17 protein-coding genes, 1 other RNA gene and 1 pseudogene are annotated in these 16,687 nt (G+C 38.8%); 8 read left to right on the forward strand and 11 right to left on the reverse strand.

What is annotated here, in order from left to right; genetic code table 11:
- Window positions 1-36 precede the first annotated feature (36 nt).
- The 6 genes from dprA to HT734_RS05580 all read right to left on the reverse strand — a co-directional run bounded on the left by dprA (window position 37) and on the right by HT734_RS05580 (window position 5,163).
- A complete protein-coding gene (gene dprA / locus HT734_RS05555) occupies window positions 37-885 on the reverse strand; it encodes a DNA-processing protein DprA (protein WP_173278538.1) in 849 nt (282 codons plus the stop codon).
- 88 nt (window positions 886-973) lie between these two features.
- A complete protein-coding gene (locus tag HT734_RS05560) occupies window positions 974-1,663 on the reverse strand; it encodes a sugar phosphate nucleotidyltransferase (protein ID WP_173278536.1) in 690 nt (229 codons plus the stop codon).
- Window positions 1,664-1,674: 11 nt separating this feature from the next.
- The gene (locus tag HT734_RS05565) at window positions 1,675-2,553 is read right to left on the reverse strand and encodes a DMT family transporter (protein ID WP_173278534.1); all 879 of its coding nucleotides are present in this window, start codon (window positions 2,551-2,553) and stop codon (window positions 1,675-1,677) included.
- Window positions 2,543-3,412 (reverse strand): choline kinase LicA, encoded by an 870-nt coding sequence (gene licA / locus HT734_RS05570; protein ID WP_173278532.1) that lies wholly within the window; start codon window positions 3,410-3,412, stop codon window positions 2,543-2,545. Before licA ends, HT734_RS05565 begins: the two co-directional genes overlap by 11 nt.
- A gap of 16 nt (window positions 3,413-3,428) precedes the next feature.
- Entirely contained in the window at window positions 3,429-4,451 is a 1,023-nt protein-coding gene (locus tag HT734_RS05575) for a ribitol-5-phosphate dehydrogenase (protein ID WP_061759747.1), read from the reverse strand.
- 4 nt (window positions 4,452-4,455) lie between these two features.
- Complete coding sequence (locus tag HT734_RS05580; RefSeq protein WP_000638489.1) at window positions 4,456-5,163, reverse strand: 2-C-methyl-D-erythritol 4-phosphate cytidylyltransferase; 708 nt, start codon at window positions 5,161-5,163, stop codon at window positions 4,456-4,458.
- Between the two features lie 335 nt (window positions 5,164-5,498).
- Between HT734_RS05580 and tacF the strand changes: the two genes are divergently transcribed.
- The 3 genes from tacF to HT734_RS05595 are packed head-to-tail and all read left to right on the forward strand — an operon-like array spanning window position 5,499 to window position 8,610.
- On the forward strand, window positions 5,499-6,986 hold the full coding sequence (gene tacF, locus HT734_RS05585) for a type IV teichoic acid flippase TacF (protein WP_173278531.1): 1,488 nt from the start codon (window positions 5,499-5,501) through the stop codon (window positions 6,984-6,986).
- Window positions 6,987-6,995: 9 nt separating this feature from the next.
- Complete coding sequence (locus HT734_RS05590) at window positions 6,996-7,799, forward strand: phosphorylcholine transferase LicD (protein ID WP_033680392.1); 804 nt, start codon at window positions 6,996-6,998, stop codon at window positions 7,797-7,799.
- 1 nt (window position 7,800) lies between these two features.
- Window positions 7,801-8,610: a phosphorylcholine transferase LicD gene (locus HT734_RS05595; RefSeq protein WP_173278529.1), complete on the forward strand. Its 810-nt coding sequence runs from the start codon at window positions 7,801-7,803 to the stop codon at window positions 8,608-8,610.
- 44 nt (window positions 8,611-8,654) lie between these two features.
- On the opposite strand, the pseudogene tnpA reads toward HT734_RS05595, so the two are convergent.
- From tnpA to def, 3 genes and pseudogenes are all read right to left on the reverse strand, one after another.
- Window positions 8,655-8,875 (reverse strand): annotated as a pseudogene (tnpA, locus tag HT734_RS05600) (IS200/IS605 family transposase); the annotation flags it as partial.
- A gap of 179 nt (window positions 8,876-9,054) precedes the next feature.
- Window positions 9,055-9,783 (reverse strand): 23S rRNA (guanosine(2251)-2'-O)-methyltransferase RlmB, encoded by a 729-nt coding sequence (rlmB, locus tag HT734_RS05605; RefSeq protein WP_061759749.1) that lies wholly within the window; start codon window positions 9,781-9,783, stop codon window positions 9,055-9,057.
- Window positions 9,784-9,827: 44 nt separating this feature from the next.
- Window positions 9,828-10,439, reverse strand: coding sequence for a peptide deformylase (gene def / locus HT734_RS05610; protein WP_001272952.1), 612 nt, complete (start codon window positions 10,437-10,439; stop codon window positions 9,828-9,830).
- A 174-nt stretch (window positions 10,440-10,613) separates the two neighbouring features.
- On the opposite strand from def, the gene HT734_RS05615 reads away from it, so the two are divergent.
- The 4 genes from HT734_RS05615 to ssrA all read left to right on the forward strand — a co-directional run bounded on the left by HT734_RS05615 (window position 10,614) and on the right by ssrA (window position 13,834).
- Window positions 10,614-11,939: a CapA family protein gene (locus tag HT734_RS05615; protein ID WP_079114913.1), complete on the forward strand. Its 1,326-nt coding sequence runs from the start codon at window positions 10,614-10,616 to the stop codon at window positions 11,937-11,939.
- A gap of 21 nt (window positions 11,940-11,960) precedes the next feature.
- Window positions 11,961-12,788, forward strand: a complete 828-nt coding sequence (locus HT734_RS05620) for an HAD family hydrolase (protein WP_033680395.1) — start codon at window positions 11,961-11,963, stop codon at window positions 12,786-12,788.
- A 1-nt stretch (window position 12,789) separates the two neighbouring features.
- On the forward strand, window positions 12,790-13,425 hold the full coding sequence (locus HT734_RS05625; protein WP_061759750.1) for an SGNH/GDSL hydrolase family protein: 636 nt from the start codon (window positions 12,790-12,792) through the stop codon (window positions 13,423-13,425).
- Window positions 13,426-13,486: 61 nt separating this feature from the next.
- Window positions 13,487-13,834: a transfer-messenger RNA gene (ssrA, locus tag HT734_RS05630) on the forward strand.
- A gap of 391 nt (window positions 13,835-14,225) precedes the next feature.
- On the opposite strand, the gene htpX is transcribed toward ssrA, so the two are convergent.
- Both htpX and HT734_RS05640 read right to left on the reverse strand, forming a co-directional pair.
- Window positions 14,226-15,125: a zinc metalloprotease HtpX gene (gene htpX, locus HT734_RS05635; RefSeq protein WP_033680396.1), complete on the reverse strand. Its 900-nt coding sequence runs from the start codon at window positions 15,123-15,125 to the stop codon at window positions 14,226-14,228.
- Between the two features lies 1 nt (window position 15,126).
- The gene (locus HT734_RS05640; protein ID WP_033680397.1) at window positions 15,127-15,687 is read right to left on the reverse strand and encodes a LemA family protein; all 561 of its coding nucleotides are present in this window, start codon (window positions 15,685-15,687) and stop codon (window positions 15,127-15,129) included.
- Window positions 15,688-15,781: 94 nt separating this feature from the next.
- On the opposite strand from HT734_RS05640, the gene rsmG reads away from it, so the two are divergent.
- Window positions 15,782-16,495 (forward strand): 16S rRNA (guanine(527)-N(7))-methyltransferase RsmG, encoded by a 714-nt coding sequence (gene rsmG, locus HT734_RS05645; RefSeq protein ID WP_061759751.1) that lies wholly within the window; start codon window positions 15,782-15,784, stop codon window positions 16,493-16,495.
- The last annotated feature ends 192 nt before the right edge of the window (window positions 16,496-16,687 follow it).

The following is a 16,687-nucleotide window of genomic DNA, read 5'->3' on the forward strand; positions in this document are numbered from 1 at the left end:
GAAGCTGACGTGGTTTGAAGAGATTTTCGAAGAGTATTAAAATTCAAATTCCGCAAGAACATCCTTCCCGCTTGTGACCAATTTTGCACCTTCCTGAATTAAATGATGACAACCGTCTGATAGTCCATCTAAAATGCCACCAGGTATAGCAAAGACATCGCGCCCTTCTTCCATTGCTCTCTCACAGGTAATGAGACTACCTGAACGCATCTTAGCCTCTGCTACAATCACACCACGACAAAGTCCAGCAATGATGCGATTACGGGCAGGAAAATGAAATTTCAGAGGTTGTTCGCCAGGTCCATATTCACTGAGAACCAGATGGTCATTGCCGATGTAGTCTTGCAAGCGTTTATTGGCTTTAGGATAAAACACATCCAGTCCTGTTCCAATCACTGCAATGGTTTTTCCGCCATTCTGAAGAGCTGCCATATGAGCTGCTGTGTCAATGCCCTTGGCTAAGCCACTGACGATAACCAGTTCATTTTCCAAGCCCTGAATGACTTTTTCAACTGACTTAGCTCCCTGTTTGCTACAAGCACGACTGCCGACAACCGCTACCTTTGGAAATTTCAAGAGGTCGAGATTTCCCTTGTAAAATAAAAGCACAGGTGCATCATATATTTCACTCAAATCCCAAGGATAACAGTCATCTAAAATAGAGAAAGATGGAAATTTTTGAAATTCTTTCTCCAAATGCACATCGTCTATCTGAAAATAACGTTCCATAAAAACGGCTGGATTTCGGCAACCTGATATATCTGCAATATCACCCAATAAAAGTTCCTGATCAACATTTTCACCGTATTCTAGGACATTCAAAATCTGTTGATTGGTCAAACCTGATTTTTTTAACTTATAGATTTCATAGTTTGTGATTTTCATAAATAACTCCATTTCTTTTTCTACTCATCTATTCTATTCGTAAAAAAATCAAAAAACATCCGACTATTTCAGCCAGATGTTGGAATCTTTAATTTTCGTTTTTAAGAATTTCTTCTAATTTATGATAGTCTTGGACACTATCGATCTCATAGATGCTGTTGCCTTCTAATTCTTCAACATAGACATCTAGCTCTTTGATATTATCCTTAACCATATTGTCCCAATAGAGATCGACAAATTCACCACTTGCATAGGCCTTGTCAATAAAGCTAACAATTTTTGCTGCTGTTGGAACATCCCAGAAGGATACCCCACTAAGGATACGACCTGCCTTGCTATCAACAGTAATGTCTTGAACCTTATAGTCATCTCCATAGACCAAGAACCATTCGTTGGTACAATCTTCACGATAGACACTAAAATAAGTCGAACGAGTCAAATCATTGCGGAACATATTTTTAAAGAGATAATTATCGGCATCAATAACATAGCTATTTGCCAATTCTTCTTTTACAAGATAGAGAGAGTAAAAGTTATTGTAGTCAGCGTATTTATCATTGAAGACGAGGCGAACACCATATTTTTCTTTCAAATAATCGAATTGTTCTTTAAGGTAACCAACAATGATGATGATATCATTGATTCCTTTTTCTTTTAAAAACTCAATTTGGTATTCAATCAAGGGTTTTTGATTAACCTGAACCAAGGCTTTAGGGGTATTTTCAGTCATAGGACGCAAGCGAGTTCCCAAGCCCGCTGCTAAGATAATGGCTTTCACACGAATCTCCTTTATTCTTTAATAATAATATAAACTCCAGCAATGACGACAAGTGACGTAATAATTGTCAGCATATCTAGTGCTGTTCCCAAGAAGAGAGCTGCAAACAAGACCGTCCAAACTACATAACTCACGTTCAAACCTGTAGCCTTGGCTGGTTGCAAGCGATTAATAGCGATATAATAAGCCAAATAGGAAATCATATCAAAGGCTGCAAAGACAAGCATGAGACCTAGCAATTGTCCATTGGCCACTTCTGCAAATGACTGATGAGAGAAGAGCACAATCACAAGATAGGACAAGAATGAAGTCACTTGACGGATTAAGAGGGCTTCGATTTCACTCAATTCACTTTCCATGGCAAAGGAGCTGAGAACACTCTCGCTTCCCCATGCAATAGCACAAATCAAAGCACAGAGAATACCAATGTAGAAGGAATTGACCTGTTCAACCTTATAAGTCTGGGCAATAATCCCTGCAATAATCAAGACAATCCCAAACACAGTATTTTTTGAAATCTTGTGCTTCAAAAAGAAGAAAGCCAATAAAACTGAAATCGCAGGATAAATAGCCGATACTGATGAAGCCAAGGAACTTCCAATATACTTAACTGCATAAAGATTGGCCTGCATACCGATAGGGCCTGCTAGCAAGGCTCCGATGATAACACTCACATTACGAATATTTAAGAAAATTGAGAGACGAACTTTTCCTTCTTTTACTAAGAGAAAAGCTAGTAAGATAAAGATACTCAAGAAATCGTGAGCAGCGGCCACCACAAAGGGCGACAAATCTGTAAAAATTGAAAAGATGTAAGCACTAATTGTTAGACCTAAACCCCAGAAAATACCTGAGAGTAGACCAAAAGAAACTCCATTTTTAGTTTTCATCTGAACCTCCATAATATGACAAACCTTCAACAGCTCTTTGGTAGCGATTCACACCATAATCACCAAAATCTGCACCTTGCTCTTCTTTATAGACAGTCCATAGACTCCAAATAGTATCTTGTAAAATTTTATAGATAGCAATCTTTTCTCGAGAGACAGGTGTTCGGTCACTCTCATAGTGGGATAAGAAAGCTTCTTCCTCTTGGGAAGTGAATTCAGACTCTAAAAAGAGGGCAGCCAAATCCCACATTGGATCATTCATTGATGAATATTCCCAGTCAATCAGATAGAGACGTCCTTGAGGTGATTCGATAAAGTTTTCAGGCACCAAATCAATATGACAAGATTTTCTGTCAACACCTAAGTCAGCCAGTCTTTTCTCTAAGGAGAAGACTTCTTTTCGAACTGCTTCATAGTTAGCATAAGGGATTTTTTCTTCAATCAAGGATTCGTATTTTTTGATTTCTTCAAAAGGAGCAAATTCTCCTCTTAATTCCTTGCCAGAAGCATGAATGGTTTGTAAAATTGGAGCAATTTTATCAAACTTAGTCTTGATTGACGTTGAATCAAGCGTGATCGCAGATTCGATATACTCATTTACTTTGATACCAGCTTCAATATCAAAAAGATAATTTTTTACATCTAGGTCTAAATCCTTTAATAGTTCAAGATTGTACTTTTCATCTTGACGATTGATCAGTTTTTCTGTCCCTTTACCAAAGAATTTAACAATGTACTGCTTATTTGTTGTTTTGACCAAATAGTTTTGATTGGTCATTCCACCCAGTTGTTCAACACTGAGGACTTCCTCTTCTTGACTAAGTAAGGAAGAAATTTTTTCTTTGATGATTTTCTCCACAATTAACCTCCAGCACTTATACTTCCCACTTAAACACAGTTTTAAAGGCTGTATTTAAATCGGTCGCAAAGACACGGTGAATATCTTTAATTTCTCTTACAGGTTCTTCTAGATAAAGGATATTTTTAAGACGATTGGCAAATTTCTTGACTTCCATCATTTGGATGGCATTTTCAAAATCAATACGACCAGAACGAGAGGACCCAACCAAGAGCAAGCCTTTTTCTAAGGCATCGCGTGTATTGAGATTGACTTTATACTCGCTAACGCCCATCATGAGAATCGTTCCCTGAGGACGAATATAGCGAATCAGGTCATTAATAGCTGGTCCAGTACCATCACCACCACAACACTCAAAAGCATGATCAAAGACCAAATCTTCAGGAATATTATCAGTAATATAACATTCTTTAGCAAATGAGAAGAGTTCCAACTTTTCCCAATGACGACCAATAACCACGATCTCTGCTTCTGGCAAAGTATAATTGATAATATTAGCAACCACAAATGCTAGACTTCCATCTCCGATAACGGCGATTCGGTCCCGCTTGCTATGAGCAAGGGTCAATAGACGATTCATAGCGTGCATGCCGACACTGACAAACTCTGTAATGGCTGCAACCGTGTCTTCAATGGCATCATAAGCCACCACACGGTCTTTAGGGAGAGAAACAAACTCTCTCATAAAGCCATCAAAGCCACTAGACAAGAAATGGGTCCCTGTCATGTAGTTCTCATAGAATTCTTCATCACTCTGCATAGGAGGCTGATTTGGAATCATGACAACTTTTTGACCAACCTCATAGGTTCCCGTCGGGTCAGAAATAACGGTTCCACATGACTCGTGAATCATCGCCATTGGAAGCTTTTTATTCAAAATCTTGGGATCACGTTTTCCTTGGTAGTAACGCTGATCCGCATGACAGACAGCCATATAATTAGGGCGGATGAGGATATGATTCTCTTGATCAATAGCCTCTTCCTGGTATTTGACATTGATAAACTTGGGCTTTGTTAGTTGATAAATTTGATTAATCATTTCACTAGTCTTTCTCAATCATACTTTTTGCAATTTTCAAATCTGTCACTGTTGTGATTTTTAGATTTGAATATTCACCCTTAGCCAAGGCCACATCTTTTCCTTTGATTACAAAGATCTTACATGCATCTGTCAAGATTTCCTTCTCTTCAGCAGAGAGAGAACCGTAAAGATCCATGAAGTCCTTACAACGGAATGTTTGAGGTGTTTGTCCTTGATAGAGGTGAGCACGATTTGGAATATCTGTAATGAATTGACCATTAGTGCTTTCAACGATAGTATCAACCGCTTCTACCACTGTGTCCACTGCGTCATGATTTTGAGCAAGTTGGATATTATCCTGAATCATGCGAAGCGTAATAAACGGACGAACAGAATCGTGGGTAACAACGATGTCCTCTGGTGTAAGCGGACGATAAGCATCGATGGCTTCAATGATTTTCTCAATACTTGTATTGCGGTCAGCACCACCTTTTGTGATGATGATACGATCCTTATGAAGAGGTAGATATTTATCTACAAGATCCTCTGCATGGGAAACCCAGTCTCCATGAACACCAACTACAATTTTTTCAATGCTTGGTTCCAAGACAAATTTTTCAATTGTATGAATCAAAATAGGTCGATCACCTAGCTCTAAAAATTGTTTTGGCAAATTACTAATTCCCATGCGAGTACCAGTTCCACCGGCAAGAATTCCTGCATAAATCATCTATTTTCTCCTTTGTATTACTAAAAAAACTTATTCTCTCTATTATACCACAATCTAGTCCTATCATGAAAGAAATACCGGACCTCCCTTTCTAGAATAGGAGGATTAAGCAGTTCTATATCTTCAAAGAAACTAGCCCATTTCTAGTAATGACTAGGAATTCTGTAGCAATTACTAATAAATGGCTGTGAAATTTTAGAGTTTTTCAGAATAATATACTTTCCTTAAAGAAAACTTAAAATTAAGCTTTGAAACTTCAAAGGAATCGCTTGACTTACTACCCTTCATTTCTTATTAGCTAACTTTATGATATAATGAAAAACGAGGTAAATTGAATGAAAAGTATAAAATTAAATGCTCTATCTTATATGGGAATTCGTGTCTTAAATATTATTTTTCCCATCCTAACTGGAACCTATGTCGCGCGTGTCTTAGACCGAACTGACTATGGTTACTTCAACTCAGTTGACACTATTTTGTCCTTTTTCTTGCCCTTTGCGACATATGGAGTCTATAACTATGGTTTACGGGCCATCAGTAATGTCAAGGATAACAAAAAAGATCTTAATAGAACCTTCTCTAGTCTTTTTTATTTGTGCATCGCTTGTACGATTTTGACCACTGCTGTCTATATCCTTGCCTATCCTCTCTTCTTTACTGATAATCCAATCATCAAAAAAGTCTACCTTGTTATGGGGATTCAACTCATTGCCCAGATTTTTTCAATCGAATGGGTCAATGAAGCTCTGGAAAATTACAGTTTTCTCTTTTACAAGACTGCCTTCATCCGTATCCTGATGCTGGTCTCTATTTTCCTATTTGTCAAAAATGAACACGATATTGTTGTATACACACTCGTGATGAGTTTATCGACGCTGATTAACTATCTGATTAGTTATTTTTGGATTAAAAGAGACATCAAACTTGTTAAAATCAACCTAAGTGATTTTAAACCGCTCTTTCTCCCTCTAACAGCCATGTTGGTCTTTGCCAATGCCAATATGCTCTTCACTTTTTTGGATCGTCTCTTCCTCGTTAAAACAGGGATTGATGTCAACGTTAGTTACTACACCATGGCTCAACGAATTGTGACCGTTATTGCTGGTGTTGTAACAGGAGCTATCGGAGTGAGTGTGCCTCGTCTCAGTTACTATCTAGGAAAAGGTGACAAGGAAGCCTATGTCGCACTTGTTAACAGAGGCAGTCGAATCTTTAACTTCTTTATCATTCCACTGAGTTTTGGACTCATGGTTTTAGGACCAAATGCCATCCTACTTTACGGTAGTGAAAAATATATCGGAGGCGGTATCTTAACCTCTCTCTTCGCTTTTCGTACGATTATCCTGGCACTAGATACCATTCTTGGTTCACAAATTCTCTTTACAAATGGCTATGAAAAACGTATTACCGTTTACACAGTCTTCGCTGGATTGCTCAATTTGGGCTTGAATAGTCTTCTCTTTTTTAACCAAATCGTGGCTCCTGAATACTACTTACTGACAACTATGTTGTCAGAGGCCTCTCTACTTGTATTCTATATCATTTTCATCCATAGAAAACAGCTCATCCACTTGGGACATATCTTCAGCTATACTGGTCGATACTCGCTCTTTTCACTTTCCTTTGTAGCAATTTATTTCCTGATTAATTTCTTGTATCCTGTGGATATGGTCATTAATTTGCCATTTTTGATTAATACTGGTTTGATTGTCTTGCTATCAGCCATCTCTTATATTGGACTACTTGTCTTTACCAAAGATAGCATCTTCTATGAATTTTTAAACCATGTCCTAGCCTTAAAAAATAAATTCAAAAGATCATAGGAGTATAGAATGAAACAACTAACCATTGAAGATGCCAAACAAATTGAATTAGAAATTTTGGATTATATTGATACTCTCTGTAAAAAGCACAATATCAACTATATTATTAACTACGGTACTCTGATTGGGGCGGTTCGACATGAGGGCTTTATCCCTTGGGACGATGATATTGATCTATCCATGCCTCGAGAAGACTACCAACGATTTATTAACATTTTTCAAAAGGAAAAAAGCAAATATAAGCTCCTATCCCTAGAAACAGATAGGAACTACTTTAACAACTTTATCAAAATCACCGACAGTACTACTAAAATAATCGATACTCGAAATACGAAAACCTATGAGTCCGGTGTTTTTATCGACATTTTCCCCATGGATCGCTTTGATGATCCTAAGGTCATTGATACTTGTTATAAACTGGAAAGTTTTAAACTTCTGTCTTTCAGTAAACACAAAAATATTGTCTATAAGGATAGCCTTTTAAAAGATTGGATACGAACGGCCTTTTGGTTGCTCCTTCGACCTGTTTCTCCTCGTTACTTCGCACATAAAATAGAGAAAAAAATTCAAAAATATAGTCGTGAGAATGGTCAATATATAGCCTTTATCCCTTCTAAATTTAAGGAAAAGGAAGTCTTCCCAAGTGGTACCTTCGATAAAACAATCGATTTAGCCTTTGAAAATTTAAGCCTTCCAGCACCTGAAAAATTTGATACTATTTTGACTCAATTTTATGGGGATTATATGACCTTGCCACCTGAAGAAAAACGCTTCTACAGTCATGAATTTCATGCCTACAAATTGGAGGATTAGGATGCAATATTTAGAAAAAGAAGAAATTAAAGAAATTCAACTAGCCCTGCTAGACTATATTGATGAGACTTGTAAGAAACATAATATTCCTTATTTTCTCAGCTATGGAACCATGCTTGGTGCTATCCGCCACAAAGGCATGATTCCCTGGGATGATGATATTGATATTTCCCTTTATCGTGAAGATTATGAGCGTTTACTGGATATTATTGAAAAAGAAAATCACCCTCGCTATAAGGTTCTTTCCTACGACACTTCTTCTTGGTACTTCCATAATTTCTCATCAATTTTGGATACTTCTACTGTTATCGAAGACCATGTTAAGTACAAGCGTCATGACACCAGTCTTTTCATAGATGTCTTCCCAATTGATCGCTTTACAGACTTGAGCATTGTCGACAAGAGTTATAAGTATGTGGCCCTTCGTCAACTAGCTTATATCAAAAAATCACGCGCAGTTCACGGTGATAGCAAATTAAAAGATTTTATAAGATTATGTAGCTGGTACGCCCTCCGATTTGTCAATCCTCGTTACTTTTACAAGAAAATTGATCAGCTAGTCAAAAATGCTGCAACCAACACTCCTCAATATGAAGGAGGAATTGGGATTGGTAAGGAAGGAATGAAAGAAGTCTTCCCAGTTGATACCTTTAAAGAGCTGATTTTAACAGAGTTTGAAGGCCGTATGTTACCAGTTCCTAAAAAGTATGACCAATTTTTAACCCAGATGTATGGAGATTATATGACACCACCATCAAAAGAAATGCAAGAGTGGTATAGTCACAGTATTAAAGCTTATCGCAAAAATTGATTGAGGCTGACTATATAAACTACTAAGATAGAGATTATTCAAAAACTTAATTTTAGTGGAATAATTACTAACATATGTACAAGGTCTGGCATTAAGTGACCCTCGATAATTTCAACTCCTTTATAACTACACAAGCGATGAAATATTTCGCCTAAACTACTTCGATATTGATTATAGAGAACTTTTCGTCTATACTTAGGGGTGAACACAATGTGATAGAACAGTGCTACTTTGTGGGCGATAAACTATGAGCCTTTTGTGCCATATTTTTCTCCTTTCGCTTTACAATTGGCTTAAACACATTTATTGTATCGCGTTTGGAGTTTTTTTGTCTCGCACCTAACGGAGCGAGACGAACTAATAGATCAAAATAAAAACCACACAGTGTTTTCANNTGAAAACACTGTGTGGTTTTATTTAAAAGCTAGTTTTGTCTAGCCTCTTTTATAGGCGATTTCGGAAAACTTCGTACATGAGAATAGCTGCAGCAACACTGGCATTAAGGCTTTGAACATGTCCATTCATAGGAATGGTGATCATTTCATCGACCTGCTTTTTGATGTTGCTAGAGATTCCTTTTCCTTCATTTCCGATTATGAGGGCAATTTTCCCTTTTGTATTCCACTTATGGCAAGGAGTCCCATTCATATCTGTTCCAAAGGTCCAGAAGCCTTCATCCTTTAGTTTGTCCAGAGTTTGGCTCAGATTTGTCACTCGGGCAATTGGAACGTGCTCAATAGCACCTGTGGCTGTTTTGGCAACGACAGGAGTAACACCGACAGCACGGTGTTTAGGAATGATGACACCTGAAACATTGGTCGCATCAGCGGTTCGCAAGATGGAGCCTAAGTTGTGAGGGTCGGTTAACCCGTCCAGAATCAATAGCAAAGGATTTTCTTCTTGACGTGTTTTGGCAAGGATGTGATCTAGCTCGGTATAGGCAAATTCAGACACTCGTAGAACAAATCCTTGGTGGACAGCACCTTCAGTCATCTCAGACAGGGATTTTTTTGAAGTCCAAGAAATGGACACCTTCTTTTCTGTAGCCAGTTCCTTGACTTTCTCAACATTCTTACCTCGGAGATCTTCTTGGAGGTAGAGTTTGTTTCCAGTGTTTGCAAGGAGGGCTTCGGTAACGGCGTGGACGCCATAGACAATATCATTTGTTTTCATGCCTCTATTATAACATAAAACCCCGTCTTGCAACGGGATTTTCTTTATTCTAGAATCAGTAAGCCATCTTTAACTGCAAATGGGTCTTTTTCATTGATACGATCGTAAAACATGATACCGTTGATGTGGTCAATTTCGTGCTGAACAACAATGGAATTGTAGCCTTTAAGTTTGATGCGGTGTTTTTCGCCATCCTTGTCAAAGTAGTCAACAGTAACGCGGGCATGGCGAACAACATATCCAGGCACGTTGCGGTCAACAGAAAGGCAACCTTCTCCTTCGCCAAGAGCTGCGTCTTGAACGGAGTGAGAGACGATTTTGGGATTGTACATAATGGCTTGTAAGTCGTAGGCTTCCTGTGGAGTTTCGCCTTCTTCGACAATATTAGGGACCAAAACAGCGATAATACGTTTTGAGATATCTAATTGAGGAGCAGCCAGTCCAACCCCACCGCGGAGTCCTAATTTTTCAGCCATGACAGGATCTTGGGAATGTTTAAGGAATTGCATCATCTTTTCGCCAAGGATAATTTCCTGGTCAGATAGGGGGAAAGTAACTTCCTCAGCAACCGCGCGTAGAGTAGGATTCCCCTCGCGGATAATATCGTTCATATCAATTAAGTGAGCAGCTTTTGTAATACGTTCTATTGCAGACATTTTCTCTCCTTTCATTACCTCTACATGATATCACAAAATGACAAGGATTTAAAGTATTACAGCCTTTAGGATTTGTAGAAAATATATAGCAGGTTCAATTCAATTGTGAAAGAATTTCTTATCTATGATATAATAAAAAGAAAAGGCTTGCATAAGAAAGTAGGGAGGATGAAGATGCAAAGAAGACAAGATAGACATAAACGTGGGCCAGTTTTTCGTTTTGTGAAAGGTTTGGTCAACTTTTTTAGACGTTACCGTAAGTGGAGCAATAAAGGATTTGTTGCAGTACTTTTACTAGCAGTTGCTTTATCAATGGGCTTGGTCTTGTTGTTTGAAAGTTTCCAAGGAATCCCCTTGACCAGTCAAAAAAAGGATGCCATTTCTCAAGAAGCAAATAAGACGAATCAAAATACTAAAGGTCAGGAAGAGGAAAAAACTGCTAGAATTATGGCTCATGGTGATTTGCTTTATCATGATATTCTCTACTTTTCAGCCAAAAAAGATGATGGAACGTATGATTTTCATGAGAATTTTGAATACGTGACACCATGGCTTAAGCAGGCAGATTTAGCTATTGGTGACTTTGAAGGGACTATTAATAAGGATCATTATTTAGCGGGTTATCCTCTCTTTAATGCTCCAAGTGAAGTCATGGATGCTATCAAAGATGCGGGGTATCACGTACTTGATTTGGCTCATAATCACATTTTAGATTCGCAAATTGAGGGAGTTATTTCAACAGCAGATGCTATTGAAAAGGCAGGAATGACACCTATTGGAGTTTACACGCACGAGCCACGTGATCAAGCTCCACTGGTTATCAAGGAAGTGAACGGTATCAAGGTTGCACTTTTGGCTTATTCTTATGGATTTAATGGAATTGAGCAAAGTATTTCTCAAGAAGACTATAACCGCTATCTTTCAGATCTAAATGAAGACAAGATGAAGGCTGAAATTGAACGGGCAGAGAAGGAAGCGGATATCACCATTATCATGCCTCAGATGGGTGTGGAGTATCGTATCGAACCGACTGAAGAGCAAAAAGCTTTGTATCACAAGATGATTGATTGGGGAGCGGATATTATCTTTGGAGGTCATCCTCACGTTGTGGAACCATCTGAAATTGTTGAAAAAGATGGAGATAAGAAACTCATTATCTATTCAATGGGGAATTTCATTTCCAATCAACGGATTGAGACCATGCAGGGGGTAGAAAATGCTAAGTGGACTGAACGTGGTGTTCTCATGGACGTAACCATTAAGAAGAAGGATGGAAAGACAACTATCGGAACAGCTAAAGCTCATCCTACTTGGGTCAATCGAACACCAAAGGGAACCTTTTCACCAGAAGGATATCCCCTATATCATTATCAAACTTATATCTTGGAAGATTTTATCGAGGGTGGCAGTCATCGTGACCAGTTAGATGAAGCGACTAAGGAACGAATTGATACAGCTTATAAAGAAATGAATGAACATGTGGGATTGAAGTGGGATTAGCTTGAATTTAGAGGGAATTAAATGACTATTAAGGTAATTGCGACAGATATGGATGGGACCTTGCTGGATGATAGAGGCCAGCTTGATCTCCCACGCTTGGAAAAGATTTTAGATCAGTTGGATCAAAGGGGCATTCGTTTTGTCATTGCGACGGGAAATGAAATTCACCGCATGAGGCAACTACTGGAGCACTTGGTGGATCGAGTGGTTCTAGTTGTTGCCAATGGTGCTCGTATTTTTGAAAACAATGAACTGACTCAGGCTCAGACTTGGGATGACGCGATTGTTGATAAGGCTTTAGCTCATTTCGAGGGTCGAGCATGTCAGGACCAGTTTGTTGTAACGGGGATGAAGGGTGGTTTCGTCAAGGAAGGTACGATTTTTACAGACCTAGAAAGTTTTATGACTCCAGAAATGATTAAAAAATTCTACCAACGGATGCATTTTGTGGATGAATTAACTTCTGACCTCTTTGGTGGTGTTCTCAAGATGAGTATGGTTGTTGGTGAAGAACGTTTGAATTCGGTATTGGAAGAAATCAACGACCTTTTTGATGGCCGTGTTCGGGCTGTATCGAGTGGCTATGGTTGCATTGATATCCTCCAAGCTGGAATTCATAAAGCATGGGGCTTGGAAGAATTACTCAAGCGCTGGGACTTGAACCCCCAACAAATCATGGCTTTTGGTGACAGTGAAAATGATGTTGAAATGCTTGAAATGGCTGGAATTGCCTATGCGATGGAAAATGCTGATGATAAGGCCAAAGCTGTAGCCACTGCTCTGGCGCCAGCCAACAGCCAAGGAGGAGTTTATCAAGTCTTGGAAAACTGGTTAGAAAAAGGAGAATGAAGTGGCAGTACAGTTATTAGAAAATTGGTTGCTAAAGGAACAAGGTAAAATCCAAACCAAGTACCGTCACTTAAATCAGGTTTCTGTTGTAGAACCAGACATTCTTTTTATTGGGGATTCCATTGTCGAATATTATCCTCTGCAGGAGTTGTTTGGGACTGCAAAGACGATTGTCAATCGTGGAATTCGAGGTTATCAGACAGGGCTGTTACTAGAGAATCTAGATGTGCATCTTTACGGTGGAGCGGTAGATAAAATTGTCCTTCTGATTGGGACAAATGATATTGGAAAAGATGTGCCTATGAATGAGGCTCTCAATAATCTCGAAGCTATCATTCAATCCATTGCTCGCGATTATCCATTGACAGAGATTAAATTGCTTTCCATTTTGCCAGTCAATGAAGGCGAGGAGTACAAGCAGACAGTCTATATCCGCACGAATGAAAAAATTCAGAAATGGAATCAAGCCTATCAAGAGCTTGCTTCTGCCTACATGCAGGTGGAATTTGTGCCAGTTTTTGATAGTTTGACAGATCAAGAAGGTCAACTAAAAAAAGAATTCACAACTGATGGACTGCATCTCAGTGTTGCTGGTTATCAGGTTTTGACAAAAGCCTTGAAAGACTATCTTTTCTAGTTAATTGATTTCTTTTTTGCATTTTTGTGTTAGATGAGGTATAATGGTTTTATTATCTTTTGGGGTCGTTACGGATTCGACAGGCATTATGAGGCATATTTTGCGACTCGTGTGGCGACGTAAACGCTCAGTTAAATATAACTGCAAAAAATAACACTTCTTACGCTCTAGCTGCCTAAAAACCAGCGGGCGTGACCCGATTTGGATTGCTCGTGTTCAATGACAGGTCTTATTATTAGCGAGATACGATCAAGTCTTGTCTAGCGGCTTGATAAGAGATTGATAGACTCGCAGTTTCTAGGCTTGAGTTATGTGTCGAGGGACTGTTAAAATAATACATAACCTATGGTTGTAGACAAATATGTTGGCAGGTGTTTGGACGTGGGTTCGACTCCCACCGGCTCCATTATTCCTTTGCATTCTTTTGCGTTCCTTGGTAAAACGTTGTTAAATCAACGTTTTTTGAATAGCTGATTTGCAAATTGAATTCTTGAACAATTTTTTAAAATCCATGCTCATGGAAATGAATCCTAGCTCAACTACGACGGTCTACTTGTCTCTAACACACACTTTGAGCACGACCAAAAAATTCTCTAATCTGCTAAAAACGAGATCAGTTGCCACCTTCCATTTGACATAGAGTCTAGATCCTTCTTCACTACATCATGTGTTCTGAACGAAGTTTTTGAAAGCAATGTTAAGCAGGGCCATACCAAATTGATTTCTGAGTTCAATTATATAAGAAAATGAGCATCTCCAACTACGAGAATGCTCATTTTTTAGGATTGTATAGGCATATTTTACATATGTTTCAAACGTTCAATCCGTTCTGAGATAGGTGGATGGGTATAAAAGAGTTTTTGGAACCCTCCCCCTTTCTTGGGATCATTGATATAAAGTGCACTGCTGGCATCATCGACAGGACGACTCATCGGTTTACTATTATCCAACTTACTTAGAGCATTTATCATTCCTTGAGGATTGCGCGTCAACTCAACACTGGAAGCATCAGCTAGGAATTCCCTCTGACGAGAAATAGCTAGTTGCACCAAGGTTGCAGCGAGAGGTGCCAGGACAATAGCTAGGAGAGAAACCACTAGCATAATGATTTCAAGACCATTTCCTTCTCGGTCATCGTCACTTCGTCTGCGACCTGCGCCACCCCACCACATCATACGACCTGCCATACTAGAAAGCATGGTGATAGCACTAGCAAGAGCGACGGCAATAGTCGAAATACGGATATCGTAATTACGAATATGACTGACTTCATGTCCCATAACAGCTTCTAGTTCTTCACGATTCATGATAGCTAGGAGACCTGACGTCGCAGCAACTGCTGCATTTTGAGGATTAGAACCTGTCGCAAAGGCATTTAAGGCTGGATCATCAATGATGAAAACACGGGGCATAGGAATCTGAGCAACCATAGCCATATCTTCCACTACATGGTAGAGGTCTGGTGCCATTTGTTCATCAACCTCACGAGCCCCATTCATGGACATGACAATCTCTGTCGATTGAAAAATCATGGACAAGGCATAGATAAAGCCGATAATCAGCGCGATAACCAAACCACCAAATCCTGACCGCATAAAGAGGTAACCAACCGCATAGCCAACAAGAGCTAAGAGTAGGAAAAATACCAGCAACAAAATCCATGTTTTTCGTTTATTGCTTGCAATTTGATCAAACAACATCTTAGTCACCTAAACCGCTAAAATCAACTTTAGGTACTACCTTTTCCTCTTCTGGTGTTTGAAGGAAATCTGCTGCTTTAAATCCAAACATTCCAGCGATGATATTACTTGGGAAAGTTTCTAATTTTACATTATAGTTGCTGACAACACTGTTATAGAGTTGACGAGAGTAAGAAATTTTATTTTCTGTGTTTGTCAACTCCTCTTGCAATTTAACAAAGTTAGCACTAGCTTTCAAATCTGGATAGCTTTCTGCAACTGCAAAAATACCTGAAACCTGACGAGTAAGGGCATCACTAGCTTTCATAGCTTCTGCTGGTGAAGTCGCTGCCGCCACTTGGTTACGCAGTTCTGCTACCTTTTCAAGGGTAGAACCTTCATATTTGGCATAACCTTTTACAGTTTCAATCAAGTTTGGCAAGAGATCATTTCGACGTTTCAACTGAACATCAATCTGACTCCAAGCCTCCTTTGTTTGCATACGATTCTTAACCAAACCGTTATAGCTAACAATCACAAAAATAACAATAAGAGCGATAACTCCAAGAATAATCCAAGTCATTTTTATAATTCCTTTCTGTTTTTAGATTAGTACCAGTATATCAAATTTTTAATGATTGTGGTAAAATAAGATGATACTAAAGAAGGAAATAACTATGAAACCAGAAACATTTTACAATTTGCTTGCCGAGCAAAATCTTCCACTTTCGGACCATCAAAAAAAACAATTTGAACGTTATTTTGAGCTCTTGGTTGAGTGGAATGAAAAGATTAATTTAACAGCCATTACAGACAAGGAAGAAGTCTATCTCAAACATTTTTACGATTCGATTGCACCCATTCTTCAAGGTTTGATTCCCAATGAAACTATCAAACTTCTTGATATTGGAGCTGGAGCGGGATTTCCTAGTCTACCAATGAAAATACTCTATCCTCAGTTAGATGTGACTATCATTGATTCACTCAATAAGCGCATTAACTTCCTCCAACTCTTGGCTCAAGAACTGGATTTGCACGATGTCCATTTCTACCATGGACGTGCAGAAGACTTTGCCCAAGACAAGAACTTCCGTGCTCAATATGATTTTGTAACGGCTCGTGCGGTTGCCCGCATGCAGGTTTTGTCTGAATTGACTATTCCCTACCTTAAGGTTAGCGGAAAACTATTGGCACTCAAGGCCAGCAATGCGCCTGAGGAGTTATTAGAAGCTAAGAATGCCCTCAACCTCCTTTTTAGTAAGGTCGAAGACAATCTCAGCTACGCCTTACCTAATGGAGATCCGCGTTATATCACAGTGGTGGAAAAGAAAAAAGAAACGCCAAATAAATATCCACGTAAGGCTGGCATGCCCAACAAACGCCCGCTTTAAACTTTTTAGTAAAAAAATATTTACAAAGTTTGTAATTTTTGCTATACTATCACAAGCAAAGGTTTTTAATGTCATCCCGTGAGGTGACGAAGACGCAGAAATATTTAAAACTCTTTAAAGTCTAGATTTTAAAGAAGTCTTACTCTGAGGGCCTATTGCTGTAAAATAATGGGCTCTTTTTTGATGCCCAAA

This window comes from Streptococcus sp. k-90, assembly GCF_013277565.1.
Classification (GTDB): Bacteria; Bacillota; Bacilli; order Lactobacillales; family Streptococcaceae; genus Streptococcus.

Bases quoted from the DNA above. Each gene is read 5' to 3' on its own strand.
- dprA (WP_173278538.1), bottom strand. From the start codon at position 885: ATGAAAATCACAAACTATGAAATCTATAAGTTAAAAAAATCAGGTTTG.
- HT734_RS05565 (WP_173278534.1), bottom strand. From the start codon at position 2,553: ATGAAAACTAAAAATGGAGTTTCTTTTGGTCTACTCTCAGGTATTTTC.
- HT734_RS05575 (WP_061759747.1), bottom strand. From the start codon at position 4,451: ATGATTAATCAAATTTATCAACTAACAAAGCCCAAGTTTATCAATGTC.
- HT734_RS05580 (WP_000638489.1), bottom strand. From the start codon at position 5,163: ATGATTTATGCAGGAATTCTTGCCGGTGGAACTGGTACTCGCATGGGA.
- tacF (WP_173278531.1), top strand. From the start codon at position 5,499: ATGAAAAGTATAAAATTAAATGCTCTATCTTATATGGGAATTCGTGTC.
- HT734_RS05590 (WP_033680392.1), top strand. From the start codon at position 6,996: ATGAAACAACTAACCATTGAAGATGCCAAACAAATTGAATTAGAAATT.
- HT734_RS05595 (WP_173278529.1), top strand. From the start codon at position 7,801: ATGCAATATTTAGAAAAAGAAGAAATTAAAGAAATTCAACTAGCCCTG.
- rlmB (WP_061759749.1), bottom strand. From the start codon at position 9,783: ATGAAAACAAATGATATTGTCTATGGCGTCCACGCCGTTACCGAAGCC.
- def (WP_001272952.1), bottom strand. From the start codon at position 10,439: ATGTCTGCAATAGAACGTATTACAAAAGCTGCTCACTTAATTGATATG.
- HT734_RS05615 (WP_079114913.1), top strand. From the start codon at position 10,614: ATGCAAAGAAGACAAGATAGACATAAACGTGGGCCAGTTTTTCGTTTT.
- HT734_RS05620 (WP_033680395.1), top strand. From the start codon at position 11,961: ATGACTATTAAGGTAATTGCGACAGATATGGATGGGACCTTGCTGGAT.
- htpX (WP_033680396.1), bottom strand. From the start codon at position 15,125: ATGTTGTTTGATCAAATTGCAAGCAATAAACGAAAAACATGGATTTTG.
- HT734_RS05640 (WP_033680397.1), bottom strand. From the start codon at position 15,687: ATGACTTGGATTATTCTTGGAGTTATCGCTCTTATTGTTATTTTTGTG.
- rsmG (WP_061759751.1), top strand. From the start codon at position 15,782: ATGAAACCAGAAACATTTTACAATTTGCTTGCCGAGCAAAATCTTCCA.